The sequence below is a fragment of the Agriterribacter sp. genome (genome assembly GCF_035445465.1).
GTDB lineage: Bacteria > Bacteroidota > Bacteroidia > Chitinophagales > Chitinophagaceae > Agriterribacter.
The window spans coordinates 1-15086 of record NZ_DAOMQT010000009.1 but is presented as its reverse complement, the minus strand read 5'-3'; the positions used below and the strand labels follow the sequence as shown (position 1 = coordinate 15086).

Here is a 15086-nt window from a genome sequence, read left to right as displayed (position 1 = left end):
ATCTTACCTATTTTCAATAAGGTAGCCGTTTGGATATTTTATATATCATGTTGCGGCTTTATTCTATGCAAATAGAGTTCAACCTTAAAAAATTCTTGCATATAGTGGTAGAAAATATATAATTTGTGTCACTCATATACCGAACTGCTGCTGAAAAAGATTGTAACCATATTCATGCTTGCTGTATACCTGTTTAATTTGACAGGTTATTCCCTCCTTTTCCGGTTGCTCATCAATCACAGCAACAAGCAAGCCGCTACTGTAATCAATAAAGGGATTTATTCGGATGATGAGCTGTTACATATAAAAATACCGGTACTGCTACCCTATAGCACCAGTTGGAGCGATTATGAGCGGTACGATGGAGAAGTGGAGTATAAGGGCATCTATTACAAATACGTAAAACGTAAAATATATAACGATACCCTTCACCTGCTTTGTTTACCCGATTTTAAGCGTACCCGTTTGCAAAGCGCTGAAAGTAATTATGCCCGGCAGGTAAATAATGTGGGCGCTTCTTCCAATGAAAGAACAACGAGCCTGGCCAAAAAGAATACACCGGCATCCGAGTATGAGCAACCTAAATTCTCTTACGCATTGTCACCCATAATTTTATCCTTGCCTTCATTCCCTGTTTTCTTCTCTGTTTTTTTATCAGATGCAGACAGGGACTCTTTGATCCAGCCTCCCGATAACATAGTATAATAATTTATTTCTTATGCTGCTTTTGTTTCGTAAACACTAACGGCTGCAGTTCTGTTCATTATGCCTGATGTGGAAACTGTGCGATGTGGAATACTTGTATTCAATCAATTCCGAATATTATCATGCCTTATATAACATTGGAACCTCACCTGCCGGGTATTACCGGCCTGCTGGAATATCGTAAAGATTCAGCGCAGCCTATCCGGGAACTAACACAGTTCCTGCTCCGCGGACCTTCCTCTTTATCGGAAGGAGAAAGAGAGCTCATTGCTTCCATAGTAAGCTCCGGTAATGAATGCCGGTTTTGCACTACAGCGCATACCGCTGCCGCCAATTTGCTTTTGGGTGAAAATGAAACTTCGGCCCGGGTGCTTGAAGATATTGCTACAGCGCCTGTAAGTAATAAAATGAAAGCCTTATTAACGATTGCGGCCCAGGTGCGGGAAAGCGGTAAGCAGGTAACCGGGGATGCCATTGCCGCGGCAAAACTGGCGGGAGCTACAGACATTGAAATTCATGATACCGTACTTATTGCCGCATTGTTTTGCCTGTATAACCGCTATGTTGACGGACTCAACACTTTTACGCCGGCTGATCCGCAGTACTATGTCAACCTTGCCGACCGTATTGTACATCATGGTTATACCCGTCTTCCGGAAGGGTACGATCATTTAAAAAAAACCATTCCTTCATAAATGTTACAACCAACTGCAATGAAAAATTTTCTTATTATAGTTCTGTTATTCGTTTCTACCGGTCTATTTGCCCAACAGGTAAAAATTACAGGCACGGTAACTGCTTCAAATTCGGGTGAGCCTGTTGAAGGAGCCAGCATCAGCGTTAAAGATAAGATCAGCGGCTCCGTTACGGATTCAAAAGGAACTTTCACACTTTCGCTATCTAAAATCAAATTGCCTTTTACCATTATCATTTCCGCAGCCGGTTATGTTGATGAAATAGTTGAAATAACCGGAGACCAGCAAAATATAAATGTGAAGCTGCAACAAAGGGAAGGCTGGCTGAATGAAGTTGTTTTTGCTGCATCCCGGGTGCAGGAAAGCATTCTTCGTTCGCCCGTAAGCATTGAAAAAATGAACCAGAAGGCGATCAGGGAAAATCCTTCCTTCTCCTTTTACGACGGGGTACAAAATCTCAAGTCGGTTGAGGCTGTTACCAGCAGCGTTACCTATAAGCAAATCAATACCCGCGGCTTTAATAATACAGGCAACCAGCGCTTCCTGCAGCTGATTGATGGCGTAGATAACCAAACACCCGGTTTGAACTTCCCTGTGGGTAACCAGTTTGGCGTTTCTGATCTTGATGTTGAAAGCGTTGAAATTATTCCGGGCGCTGCTTCCGCTTTGTATGGCCCTATTGCTTTTAACGGCGTGCTGATGATGCATACCAAAGATCCCTTTCAATACCAGGGCTTGTCGCTGCAGGCCAAAACCGGTATCAATCATATAGGCGAAGATGATGTTAAACCACACGGCTTATACGATTTTGCTTTGCGTTATGCAAAAGCGTTCAACAACCGTTTCGCATTTAAAATAAATGCCGCTTACCTGGGCGGGCTCGACTGGTATGCGAACAATTATGATGATGTAGATCCGCAAACGCCAGAAAATTTACGCGGACCCAATAATCCTGCAAGGGATGCCGTGAATATATACGGCGATGAAGTAGTGCGTACCATTGAAGGTATCGGTCGTATATCAAGAACCGGTTATGAAGAAAAATACCTGATGAACTACAACGTGTACAGCCTTAAATTAAACGGATCGGTGCATTACCGCATTAATAATAATATGGAACTTTCTTACCAGTATGATTATGGCAAAGGAACCGCCAGTTATACGGGCAGCAGCCGTTTCGATCTGAATAATTTTGTGCTGCAAAGGCACCGCGCCGAGTTGAAGGGCAGCAATTATTTTTTGCGTAGCTATGCCGTTATTGAAAACTCGCACGATTCCTATAATACCCGTTCGCTCGCACAGTTCATTAACCGTACCTGGGTAAAAGACCTTGCAGGCAATACCGTAGCGCCCAACCTGGCTGATGATACATGGTTTGAAAGATACACGGCGGCATATAATGGTGATATTGGAAGTGTAGCCGCGGCTAATCACACTGCCGCGAGGGCTTTTGCCGATGAAGGAAAGCTGGCGCCGGGGAGCGGGGCTTTTGAAGCGGCTAAAGACAATCTGATCCATAACTATGGATTAAGCGGTGCTGGTGTTTTCAGCAACAGCAAGTATTACCATACCGAAGGACAGTATGATTTCAGCGATAATATCAAAATATTTGAACTGCTGGCCGGCGGCAACTTCCGCTATTACCACATGTTCACCAACGGTTCTTTGTTTGATGACAAAGACCAGGATATTACCATTAAAGAATATGGCGCCTTTGTGCAGGTGGCTAAAAAATTATTCGATGACAGGCTGAAAATAACCGGTTCGGTACGCTACGATAAAAATGAAAATTTTAAAGGCAGCTTTACGCCCCGCATATCGGGTGTGTACACGGTTGCAAAGAATCATAATTTCCGCGCTTCTTATCAAACCGGCTTCAGAAATCCTACGCCTGTTGACTTATATATTCACCTTAACGTGGGCCCTATCACTATTCTTGGCGGAGCGCCCGATAACAGTAAGGGCATGAATGTGTATGAAAATTCCTTCACCGCTTCTTCGGTGGGCGCCTTTGGCGCTGCTTTCGGGCAGGCAATGGGCAATGGTACCCCTTTCCCGCAGGCGATAGCTGAAAACAAAGGGTTACTGGAGAAATCGGATGTATCCTATATTAAACCCGAAAAGCAGAAAGCATTTGAAATAGGATATAAGGGGCTTATTAATAATAAGCTGATGATAGACCTTAATTATTATTACAGCACTTATACCGACTTTATTATTAATACAGTGGTCATCCGCCCGGAACATACCATATTGGCAGGCGATGGTACAGTCAGCAATGAAGCTGCCATGGATATACCCAACGGCGATATCCAGGTTTTTCAATTGTATACCAATGCATCAGATAAAGTATCATCGCAGGGTATTTCGGCAGGGCTTACCTGGATGATGAACCGGGGATATACAGCAGGGGCCAATATTACCTGGGCCGATTTTAACCTGAAAGATGCCAATCCCAATAATATCCCTGCTTTCAATACGCCCGAATATACTACCAATGTAACTTTTGGAAACAGCAATGTGTACAGGAACTTTGGCTTTAACCTGGCATGGCACTGGCAGGATGCGTTTGACTGGTACGGGACCTTCAATGGCAACCGCCCCGGCCGCATCAATGCCTATTCGCAGCTTGATCTGCAGGTCAACAAAAAAATACCTTCCGCCAATGCTATAGTAAAGCTGGGGGGCAGTAATATTTTAAACCACAGGGTATACCAGGCTTTTGGATCTCCCAGTGTTGGAGCGCTGTATTACGTATCGGTTGTATTTGACGGATTATTGAATAAATAAATAACAGGTAATGAAGAACGGCATAGCCAATAACGAAGCGCAAAAAATAACTGCGTATCTCTGGGTATTGTTTGGAGTGTGTTTTATCAGCAGCGCCTTTGGGGGTACGGTATCTACCTTAATGTCGGTTTACCTCCCTGTTGTAATTAAGGATGTACAACTGTCATCAGACACCGGCGAACATGCCCGCATCAGCGCTTACATCAATGCGGTATTCATTTTTGGATGGGCCATTGGCGGCTTTGCATGGGGGGTGATCAGCGACCGGATAGGCAGAAAAAAAGCATTGCTGCTTGCTATAGGATGTTATGCGGTGTTTACTATTTTAACCGGCATGCTGCCCAACTGGTGGAGCATTGTATTGTGCAGGGTGTTGAGCGGGTTTGGCGTAGGAGGCGTGCTGGTAATTGGATTTACTTTCATAAGCGAAGTATGGCCCTCAAAAAGTAAAGCCGTTTTCATGGGTATTTTGTCTATTGCTTTTCCTGTGGGCATTTTTTCTGCCGGTTTAATTAATTATATGGTATCATCGTGGCAACAGGCTTTTTTATCAGGGTTTGTACCATTGATCCTCGCTATCGCAGGGATATGGATCATAAAAGAATCAGCAAACTGGAAAACAAGCAAGCAGCAGATCCTGCAAAACAATAACCCCGCTGAAAGCCTTTTTTCACCGGCATTCCGGAAAGATCTGCTGATCGGATCCGTCACTTTTGGTTCTATGTTAATTGGCTTGTGGGCAATTTTTTCGTGGCTGCCTACCTGGGTACAAAGCTTAATTACAGATTCCAATGGGCAGAAGGAAAGAGGTTTAACCATGATGCTGCTGGGCATGGGCGGCTTAACAGGCGGTTTTTTCTCGGGTTGGTTCCTGAATGCTGTGGGTACACGAAAAGCGATGCTCATGTGCTTTGCGGTGTGTTCGGTGCTGTCTTTTGTACTGTTTAAAACCAATACGGTCTTTACACCCTTAGTGTATATAGAAACGGGCATTCTCGCTTTTTTCTTTGGCATAAGCCAGGGTGTGCTGTCTTATTATATACCGCAGCTTTTTCCTACGGGCATCAGGGCAACAGCAACGGGTTTTTGTTTTAATATAGGCCGGTTGTTTACCGGCACGGCTGTTTTGTTCGTAGGCATACTGGTAACGGTGCTGGGCGGTTATGGCAATGCCATATACCTGTTTTCACTGGTGTTTATAGTAGGATTGCTTGTGGTATTACTGATCAGAAAGATGGAGCATAAACTTGTTTAAATCAGCTTAAAAATTATTAACCAATGGCACACATCAACGTTCCGGAAGGCGTACCCGGTATAAGAAGCCTGGTAATGTTCCGGCCCGAAACCGGAAAACACTTATACCAACTGGCACAGGTGCTGCTGCGGGAAGATTCCCCGCTAACCCCGGCCGACAGGGAACTGATAGCGGCTTACGTATCGCACAGGAACAATTGCATGTTTTGCAGGAACAGTCATGCTGCCGCTGCAAGATGTTTGTATGAAGAGAAAGCAGCAGCTGTTGATGAAGTCTTTTTAGATATGCAAAATGCCCCTGTAGGTGAAAAATTAAAGGCTTTACTCAACATAGCAGGTAAGGTGCAGATCAGTGGCAAAGCGGTTACTGCCGAAGACATTGAAGCGGCAAGACAATTGGGCGCCGGCGACAGGGAGATACACGACACGGTTTTAATAGCGGCTGCTTTCTGCATGTTCAACCGGTATGTGGACGGACTGGCAAGCTTTACACCAACTAACGCAGATGAATATGCGGAGATGGGAAAAAGAATGGTAGAAAAGGGGTATGTGCTGCCGGGGCAGCCAGGATGAAATGCATGGGCTGCCATCTGCATAGATCATATTCATTGAATAAATTAAAACAAAAATGTTATGAAAATCAGAACAGAACCAATAGGAAGCATTCCCCGGCCGGTTGCATTGATTGAAGGAATGGCAGCGCATGCAAATGGTGATCTTGATGAAAAGGGGTTGAGTAAATTATTTGAATCGGCTATAACGGATACCATAAAACGTTTTGAAGCTACAGGTTCTCCTGTAATTACAGATGGGGAGCAAAGCAAACCCAGTTTTGCTACTTACCCCATTGCAGGCATGAAGCAACTCGATCCTAATGGAGTTATTATTCCTTTTGCTGACGGGCATATCCGCCAGTTACCTAAAATCACAGGAGGACCTTTTCGTTACCAGGTATACGCCAGTACATATCTCGAAAAAGCAAAAAAAATGACGAACCTGCCGGTTAAACAGGCGGTCATTGCTGTATCGGCAATAAGTTTATTGTATCCGCAGGAAGGTATTGAAGGGTACACGCATGATCAATTCATAAATGACTTACTGAATGAAGCGGAGACGGATATAAGAAGAAGCCTTAACAGCGGCGCGTATAATGTACAGATTGATTTTACGGAAGCCCGGTTAGCATTGAAATTAGACCCTTCCGGCAATTTGCTGAAATCATTTATCGCTCTCAATAACAAGGTACTTACAAGGTTTACAAAGGAAGAGCGCCAAAAAATAGGTGTTCATTCCTGTCCCGGAGGAGATCATGATTCAACGCACAGTGCAGACATATCCTATGCTGATCTCTTGCCTTTGCTGTTCGGGTTACAGGCTGGTAATTTTTACCTGGAATACGCCGGCGAAAGAGACAAGTCTTCCGTGCTGGCAGTTATTAAAGAAAATCTCCGGCCGGGGCAAACAGTTTTTCTGGGTGTTACCAATGTGCTCGATCCGGGGATAGAAACTCCTGAAGAAATAAGGGACCGCATATTGGAAGCCGCGGCAGTGATTCCTGTTTCACAGATCGGTACAACAGATGACTGCGGCTTTTCGCCATTTGCAGATGATACTTCTACATCGAGAGACATTGCATTCAGCAAGATAAAAGCACGTATTGACGGTACCCGCCTGGCGGAGGCAGTACTCAACAAAAAATAATTTGATCTTATGGCACATATTAATTTAAACAACAACTTGCCGGGTATTAGAGGCCCCATGGCATACCGGCCGGAAACAGCAAAGCCCCTGAATGAATTGGCGGAAACATTACTGCGTGATGACAATAATACGCTGAGCAGGGGCGATAGAGAACTGATCGGGACTTATGTATCTTACCTCAATGATTGCTTTTTTTGCCAGAATGTGCATGGCGCGATGGCGCAGCATTATATGCAATGTGATATGCAATTCATTGACAGTATAAAACACGATTTCACCACTGCCGCTATTTCGGATAAAATGAAATCCCTGCTGGCCATTGCCGCGGCTGTGCAAAAAAGTGGTAAACATGTAACTGCTGCATTAATTGAGCAGGCTAAGGAACAGGAAGCCACCGACAGGGAAATACATGACGCGGTATTGATCGCTGCCGCTTTTTGCATGTTTAACCGGTATGTGGACGGATTGGGCACTGCCGCGCCGCAAGACAGGCAGTTGTATATTAACCGTGCGCCGCAAAGGGCGGAGGAGGGATATGCGGGACTTGATCTGTATAAATAGGTATCAAATGTAAAATCCGGGGGAGGCTATCAGCAATCGGCTATGAGCAATACAAGTAAGAAGGAGTAGCCGTTCTGTCGTTAATAGTATCTCAACTGATAGCTGAAGGCTGATTGCCAGATAAAGCCTCTGTACCGTGGGAATACCCGTCCGCCCGTAATAGCGTATTTCATACATAGTATTTGCATAATTTTGCTGCATGACCATCTTTTCAAAAATCATAGCAGGCGAAATTCCTTCTTATAAAATAGCGGAGAATGAAAAATGCTATGCTTTCTTAGATATATTTCCATTGGTGAAAGGGCATACATTGGTAATTCCCAAAATGGAAGTTGATAACCTTTTCGATCTTCCCCTGGATTATTTAAGTGAGCTGCTGGTTTTTGCGCAGCCCATTGCCAAAGCCATTGAACGCTCTTTTCGTTGTAACCGCTGCGGCATCAGCGTTGTAGGTTTGGAAGTGCCGCATGCGCATATTCACCTGGTGCCCATCAACAGCATGGACGACCTCAATTTTACAAGGGGTAAGCTAAAACTATCGCAGGATGAATTAAAGGAAGCGCAGCAAAAGATATTATCAAATTTAACGAACCCACCCGGTAAGTAAGCATTTACAGGTTTTACGAGTGCTAAGTCAGGCAAATTACGCCTGTATATTATCGTGAAAAGTAAAAGGAGTGTTTCAATTCTCAGGTTTCAGGTTGGGCGCATTTCAAATTTTCGCAGGTAGGTGGCGACACCCACCTGTAGAACCCGCTACCGGTCGGTGTTTCACCGACCGGAAAGTTGTACATGGAGCGAAAAAATGAAATACGCCCTTTCAGGTTTGACACAGCAGTAGTACTTTAATTAACCTAACTTTAAGGTACCGCTAAAACCAGGCAAATGAAATATCTCTTTGTTTTTAGCACTGCTTTCCTCGTCTTATATTTAACCTCATGTGCTAACAATGCAAAAACCAACATGCAACAACAGCAACAAATTACAGAAGAGCTTACTCAAATAACAAGGCTGCTCCGCGATAGCAGCTTCGCGCTGAACATGGCAAAAAACCAGGAAGCTGCTTACTACAAGGCGCAGGGTGAACCGGCGCCGGAATTTTTACCTGAAAATGGGGAAGCAGGCACGGTAGAAAAAAGTATAAGAGACGAAAAGATTGCAACCAGCATAGCGGCCTTTTATGCACTGGAATGTGCTGTTGGTGCATTAATGGAACAGGAAGGCGGAACGCCGTTGGAGTGGCTGAATAAAATAAAAACAAACCAATTGGATTCCTCCGGGGTGTTATTGGTAAACCGCTTTGCCAATGCTACCTGGAAAGCGGGTCAACCCTTTCGCGGGCTGGAACGTATTACACGCGAGGTTTTTGTTTCGCCGGTATTTCTACCGGAAGCTGAAGTAAAAAAAGATTACGATCAGGTATCCGCTGCTGCAGAGAAATTGACGGAAGCCATGCGGGATGTGAAGGACGCATCAAAAGAAAACCAATTACAAAAGCTGAAGGCGTTGCTGCAGGATAAATCATTTGCGCTGGAGATGGCGCAGCATATGGAAGCCGCATACTATACCGCGCAGCAACAGGAAGCACCTGTTTTTTTGAAACCTGGTGAAGATACCGCCACTATTACCAAAAGCCTGAAAGAGGAAAAGGTAGCTACGAATATAGCCGGTTTCTATGCCCTGGAATGCGGACTGAGCTACCTGGCAACGGCACAGCAAAAATTGCCATCCGTAGTGCTCCAGGCTATAGTAAATGATAGCCTTGATGCAAAAAACAAAAAGCTGTTTGAACGTTTTGCCAACGCTACCTGGAAAGCGGGCCAGCCCTTCAGGGGTTTGGACAGGATCACCAGGGAGGTATTTATTCCTTTTGACCTGCTCTCAAAAGAAGCGCAGGAAAAAGACTGGGTACAGGTTAAAGCGGCTGCGGAAAAATTGCTGCAATCTTTATAATCACTCCACTGAATGCTTTAAAATAATCTTCTCATAGCCAATGTAAAACCATTGCAATTGGTTTTGCATTTTAGCAAGATTTAAATAACCTGTTTTATTACCTTTTTAATAGTCCCGCAGCCGTAAAATATATCAATCCCACCGTTGAATAAATACCATTAAATAAAAATGGCGCTAATCATTAATTCTGTATTCGAAATACATTTTTTTATTTTAAACGCCGGGTTATGAAAAGGGTATCATTGTTTTTAATTGTATGCATATTCTCTTTTAGCTGTAAAAAGAATAAGGTTGTCCAACCTCTTTTAGAACATTATCCGCAATCGTGGATATTTACTATTGACTACTCAAATGACGAATATCTTTATTTCTATACAAAGCCCAATAACATGTACACGGATAATATTCAAAAATCCTATTCTTTAGCCGAGTTGGAAAAAGATGTGGATTGCAGGTTTTATCTTAACCTCACCAGGGGCGCAGATGGTAAAGAATACGTTTCTATTCAGTTGGACAACAATAAACACAAATGGCTATTTGCAGGCGAGTCATCTAACCGGCAGGAAAAACACATGGGTGTATCCAACAGGCAAAGTGAAATAAATTTGGATAATGATGAATATAATTACATGTTCAAAATACACAAAATTGATCATTCCAGTGGCGTAAAAACAGTTGCGATTGAAAGCGTAGCTTACCCTGGTTATTTTATTTCATCTGCTCCTCCGGGGTTTAACTATGCTAAAAATCAGCTCACGCTTGAGCAGGCAAGTGGCGCTGAAAATGCTACTGCCTGGCAATGCAGGTAGTGTTGCGGGATGCTTGCAAAATGTTTATATTAGTATTAGTTGAAGCGGTTTCCACTATACAGGTTATTCTTTTTGTTACTGGCGCATTGCATCGGGAACGAAGCTGTGGCACAGCCGGCCGAAAGGTATACCTATCAATACCTAACCACCGCCGACGGGTTGCCTTCATCTGAAATTATTTGCCTTCTCAAAGATCAAAGCGGTTTTCTCTGGTTAGGTACTACCGCAGGTATGAGCCGGTATGATGGATATGCATTTCAAAACTACACCTATGCATTATCACAGGAGTTGATTGGACATGTGAATGTGATAAGGATGGATGCCGCGGGCAGGCTATGGATTGGGAGCACAGCAGGTTTGTATTACCATGAGGGTAGTAGCATTATTAAGTTAAGCGCAGCATCAACAGAAGCCATGAGCGTTAATGATATTTTTATTGAAGGCGACACTACTGTCTGGCTTGCTACAGAAAACGGACCCGCTAAATTATCTGTTAAACAAATTGATTTTACCGGGAAGCGGAAAACTTCGCTTGAACAGAATATTTTAAGCGGATGGATTTGTCCGGAAGATTCTATAGACCAGCGAAGCGTTTTTCTTATAGGCAGATCCGGCGATGGAGCGGTATTTTTTTCCGGGCGAAACGATCTGTTCCGGCTGATGAACGGTCAGATAGAAAAGTTATATACTACTGCCCGAAAAAGAGATCAGATACAATCTATTTTCCCGGTGTCTCACTCAAAAATATTTTTTGACGGCGCCTCTACCGAAATGAATCTTTTTGAAAGGGGAACAGTCACTGCCATTCCTTATAAGAAATTTTATCAGCGCGATGTGCAACAAGGTTTACCGGGTTTGTGGTACGTAGGCACAAGGGGCGCATTTTATTTTCATCCGGAAACGGCTACTGCTTCTATGCATTTGAGCTTTTCCGATGCTTACACTATCTGGCCTTCGGCGGTTCTGCAGGATATTGATTTCCTATGGGTAGCAACCCATGATGGGCTGGTAAAACTGAGGCCTGTAATTTTTTCAAAGCCGGTAGTAAACGATTTTTATTCGTTGCTCGAAAAGAAAAATGGCACCCTATTAATTGGCGCCAACAGGGGATTTATTTTTGAGCGCAGCAGCGATTCTTTAATATACTATCAACAACACGTAGTTCCCGATGCTGAAGTGAGGGCAATGTATGAAGATGAACAAGGGAGTATATGGACTGGCACTGGTTACCAGGGACTGGTATTATTAAACAATGATACGCAGAGGCACTTCACGAAGGCGGATGGCTTGCACAGCAATTCATTGCTCTGCTTTAGCAAAACAGGTAATGGCGGCTTTTATGCAGCAGGAGATCGTGGCGTAACCAGGATCAATATTGATCAAAAAAAATCAATCTCTTTTACACCATATTTTTATTCACCCAATGTATCACGGCACGCAAAATTTTTTTCTATGATAGAGTCGCCGGATGGCGTGTTGTGGATGGGTGGAGAAGAAGGCCTGGTTTACCTGCAAAACGACTCGCTGCATTCTTTTACCATTGGCGGAAAAAAATATGCAATACAGTATATGATAAAAGACAGAACAGGAAATGTGTGGATAGCAACTGCGGGCAATGGTATACTGGTATGTCGTTTTAATGCTGTAAACATGCTGGAAGTAGTGCGGCAATACAGTGAAGCTGATGGTTTAAATAGCCTGCATTATTTAACGCTGCTTGCCGATGAAAACAACAATATATGGGCAGGAAGTTCGAAAGGCATTTCGGTTATAGGGCGTGCTGGTAAATTTACCGGAAGGGTAATGAACTTTGATACGGTTGATGGTTTTATCAGGCCGGGATACAGCTATATGCGCCTTTTGCAATCTCGCGATGGCAATATTCATGTAGTAACCACTTATGGTGCAAGTGTTTTTAATCCGTACACTATTCCACTGCCTGATGTGCCGCCGGTGGTTTACATCAGCAGCGTAACGCAGGCGCGCAGCAATGGAAAGGCTGCAACGGAGGAATTACAACAAACGGAAAAAGAACATTGGTTTAGTTATGTTCAAAATTCATTTAAATTTCGGTTTATAGCACTGGATTACTCAAATCCTGAAGGGCTGCGCTATTATTACCGGCTTAAGGGAATTGATACAGTATGGATAAATAGCGGAAAGCTGCGTGACGTGAGTTTTGAAAATCTTCCTCATGGAAATTATTCCTTTGAAGTAAAAGCCCTGAACAGCAAAGGAACCTGGAGCACCAATAACGCGGTATACGCCTTTGTAATCGCCATGCCTTTCTGGAAAACATGGTGGTTTTTACTACTGGTATTATTATCTGGCGCGGCGCTGATTACTTTATTGGTGAGAACAAGAATACGCAGGGTAAGAACAAAAGCCGAAGCAGAAGCCGTGATGCAGCAACGCAGAGCATCTGTTTACAAGGAACAGTTGGAGATAGAACAGATAATCAATCATTTTGCCGCTTCTATGAATGGTCTTCGAAGTGTAGACGATATACTTTGGGACGTGGCGAAAAACTGTATTTCAAAATTGCGCTTTGAGGATTGTATTATTTACATGAAAGAAGGTAAAGATGACTTATTGATTCAAAAGGCAGCCTGGGGTCCCAAGATGACGGCTGAAAATACCATCGGGCAACCGATTGAAATTAAACCCGGTCATGGCATTGTAGGAAGTGTGGCACTGACAGGCAAGGCAGAGATTGTTAATGATACCACTATTGATGACCGTTATATAGTAGATGATGTAAGGCGAATGTCAGAAATAACAGTTCCCATCATCAGCGATGGAGAAGTAATTGGTATTATTGACAGTGAGCATTCAAAAAAGAATTTTTATACCGACAGGCATTTACAGATTCTTGCTACCATATCCGCACTCTGCGCTGTAAAAATTAAAACGATAATGACAGAACAGCAGATGATGGAAAAAGAAATGGAAGTATTACGCCTTAGCAAGGACTTCGCCACCTCACAGTTAACAGCATTGCGGATGCAGATGAATCCGCATTTTATTTTCAATGCGCTCAACAGTGTGCAACATTATATACTCAAGGGTGATGTAGTTGAGGCTACTAAGTATCTTTCCCGGTTTTCAAAACTACAAAGAGAGATACTGCATTTCGGCACTCAGCAATTTATTAGTCTGCAGGTGGAAATGGATATGCTGAACCGTTACCTTGAACTGGAGCAAAATCGTTTCGGCGATAGTTTTACTTACAGCATACAAACCACAGATGAAGTAGAACCAGAAGAGATAAGGATACCACCCATGATGCTACAGCCGTTTGTAGAAAATGCCATATGGCATGGATTGATGCCGAAAGAAAATGATCGTTCACTGAATATTTCCTTTGGACTGTATGATGATGATATATTACTTGCCACTTTAAGAGACAATGGCATCGGCAGAGCTACATCGGCTAAATTGCGCCTGGGTATGGGAGGAAATGCTTCAACTCACCAATCCCGTGGAATGTCTATTGTGCAGGAGCGGCTTCGCCTGCTGCAACAGCAGTATGGTAAACCATTTGATATAAAGATAACTGATATTACGGCTGTTGACGGAACAGTAACCGGTACACAGGTAGTGCTGAAAATATATATTGGAGATAAAAATTTATGAGCAGTATAAAAGCTTTGATTATTGATGATGAAGCAACAGCTATCGAAACGCTTTCGCTGATGTGCCATCACTATATTCCTGAAATAACCGCATTAGAAACAACTACAAATCCGGCAGAAGGCATACTGCTCATCCGGAATTTCAATCCCGATATTTTATTTATTGACATACAGATGCCGCGCATGAGCGGATTCGATCTGCTGAGGCAAGTGCCTGATCCGGAGTTCGGTATTGTTTTTACCACTGCGCATGATGAATACGCCATTGATGCTATTCGCTTCAGTGCATTAGACTACCTGCTTAAGCCAATTGATGCGGAGGAACTTCGTAATGCCTTTGACCGGTATATGTTAAAAAAAAGAAATCTGCAGACTGATAAATCATTGTATAAAAATTTTATGCATAACCTGCAGGTAAAAAACACGGCCGATTTCAAACTGGCACTACCCACACTGCAGGGAACATTTTTTTATAAGCCGGAACAGATCATCCGCCTGGAAGGCGAAGGAAATTATACCCGTTTTTCCTTTACTGACGGGCATTCATTACTTGTAGCATATACTTTAAAGAACTATGAGGTAATGCTTACAGCTCAGGGATTTCTACGGGTGCACAAATCACATCTTGTAAATGCCGCTCATGTAAAAAGCTATAAGGATAATGCCTTAATTATGGCCGACCAGTCCACCGTTGAAATATCGCGCAGAAGAAAGGAGGATGTTTTGGAAGCGCTTAAAAAAAATGTTTGATGACAATAAAATTAATGACCTCTATGTACAATTTGTCATATGCCGAACTTAGTGTTTTAATCAACCTGTCTTTAACTGGAAAGCGGGCCAGCCTTTCAGGGGGTTGGACAGGATTACGAGAGACGTGTTTATGCCATTTGATCTTCTCTCTAAAGAAGAACAGGAAAAAGACTGGGTGCAGGTTAAAGCGGCTGCGGAAAAATTGCTTCAATCGCTTTCTTTATAACCATTTA

Annotated in this window: 12 protein-coding genes; all 12 read left to right on the top strand. The window is 43.3% G+C overall.

Annotated elements, in window-relative coordinates:
• Nucleotides 1–123: 123 nt before the first annotated feature.
• Nucleotides 124–705, top strand: a complete 582-nt coding sequence (locus PLE34_RS06880) for a hypothetical protein (protein WP_324555267.1) — start codon at nt 124–126, stop codon at nt 703–705.
• Nucleotides 706–827: 122 nt separating this feature from the next.
• On the top strand, nt 828–1400 hold the full coding sequence (locus PLE34_RS06875) for a carboxymuconolactone decarboxylase family protein (protein WP_324555265.1): 573 nt from the start codon (nt 828–830) through the stop codon (nt 1398–1400).
• Nucleotides 1401–1418: 18 nt separating this feature from the next.
• Nucleotides 1419–4190 (top strand): TonB-dependent receptor, encoded by a 2772-nt coding sequence (locus PLE34_RS06870; protein ID WP_324555262.1) that lies wholly within the window; start codon nt 1419–1421, stop codon nt 4188–4190.
• 10 nt (nt 4191–4200) lie between these two features.
• Nucleotides 4201–5445, top strand: coding sequence for an MFS transporter (locus PLE34_RS06865; RefSeq protein ID WP_324555260.1), 1245 nt, complete (start codon nt 4201–4203; stop codon nt 5443–5445).
• A 23-nt stretch (nt 5446–5468) separates the two neighbouring features.
• Nucleotides 5469–6017: a carboxymuconolactone decarboxylase family protein gene (locus PLE34_RS06860; protein WP_324555258.1), complete on the top strand. Its 549-nt coding sequence runs from the start codon at nt 5469–5471 to the stop codon at nt 6015–6017.
• A 60-nt stretch (nt 6018–6077) separates the two neighbouring features.
• Nucleotides 6078–7145, top strand: coding sequence for a cobalamin-independent methionine synthase II family protein (locus tag PLE34_RS06855; RefSeq protein WP_324555256.1), 1068 nt, complete (start codon nt 6078–6080; stop codon nt 7143–7145).
• Nucleotides 7146–7154: 9 nt separating this feature from the next.
• On the top strand, nt 7155–7706 hold the full coding sequence (locus PLE34_RS06850; RefSeq protein ID WP_324555254.1) for a carboxymuconolactone decarboxylase family protein: 552 nt from the start codon (nt 7155–7157) through the stop codon (nt 7704–7706).
• A 199-nt stretch (nt 7707–7905) separates the two neighbouring features.
• Nucleotides 7906–8313: an HIT family protein gene (locus PLE34_RS06845; protein ID WP_324555252.1), complete on the top strand. Its 408-nt coding sequence runs from the start codon at nt 7906–7908 to the stop codon at nt 8311–8313.
• A gap of 278 nt (nt 8314–8591) precedes the next feature.
• Nucleotides 8592–9659 carry a hypothetical protein gene (locus PLE34_RS06840; protein ID WP_324555250.1) on the top strand — a complete coding sequence of 356 codons (1068 nt, stop codon included), beginning with the start codon at nt 8592–8594 and terminating at the stop codon, nt 9657–9659.
• A 227-nt stretch (nt 9660–9886) separates the two neighbouring features.
• Complete coding sequence (locus tag PLE34_RS06835; protein WP_324555248.1) at nt 9887–10468, top strand: hypothetical protein; 582 nt, start codon at nt 9887–9889, stop codon at nt 10466–10468.
• A 39-nt stretch (nt 10469–10507) separates the two neighbouring features.
• Nucleotides 10508–14104: a sensor histidine kinase gene (locus PLE34_RS06830; RefSeq protein ID WP_324555246.1), complete on the top strand. Its 3597-nt coding sequence runs from the start codon at nt 10508–10510 to the stop codon at nt 14102–14104.
• Complete coding sequence (locus PLE34_RS06825; protein WP_324555244.1) at nt 14101–14853, top strand: LytR/AlgR family response regulator transcription factor; 753 nt, start codon at nt 14101–14103, stop codon at nt 14851–14853. The genes PLE34_RS06830 and PLE34_RS06825 overlap by 4 nt, the downstream gene beginning before the upstream one ends.
• The last annotated feature ends 233 nt before the right edge of the window (nt 14854–15086 follow it).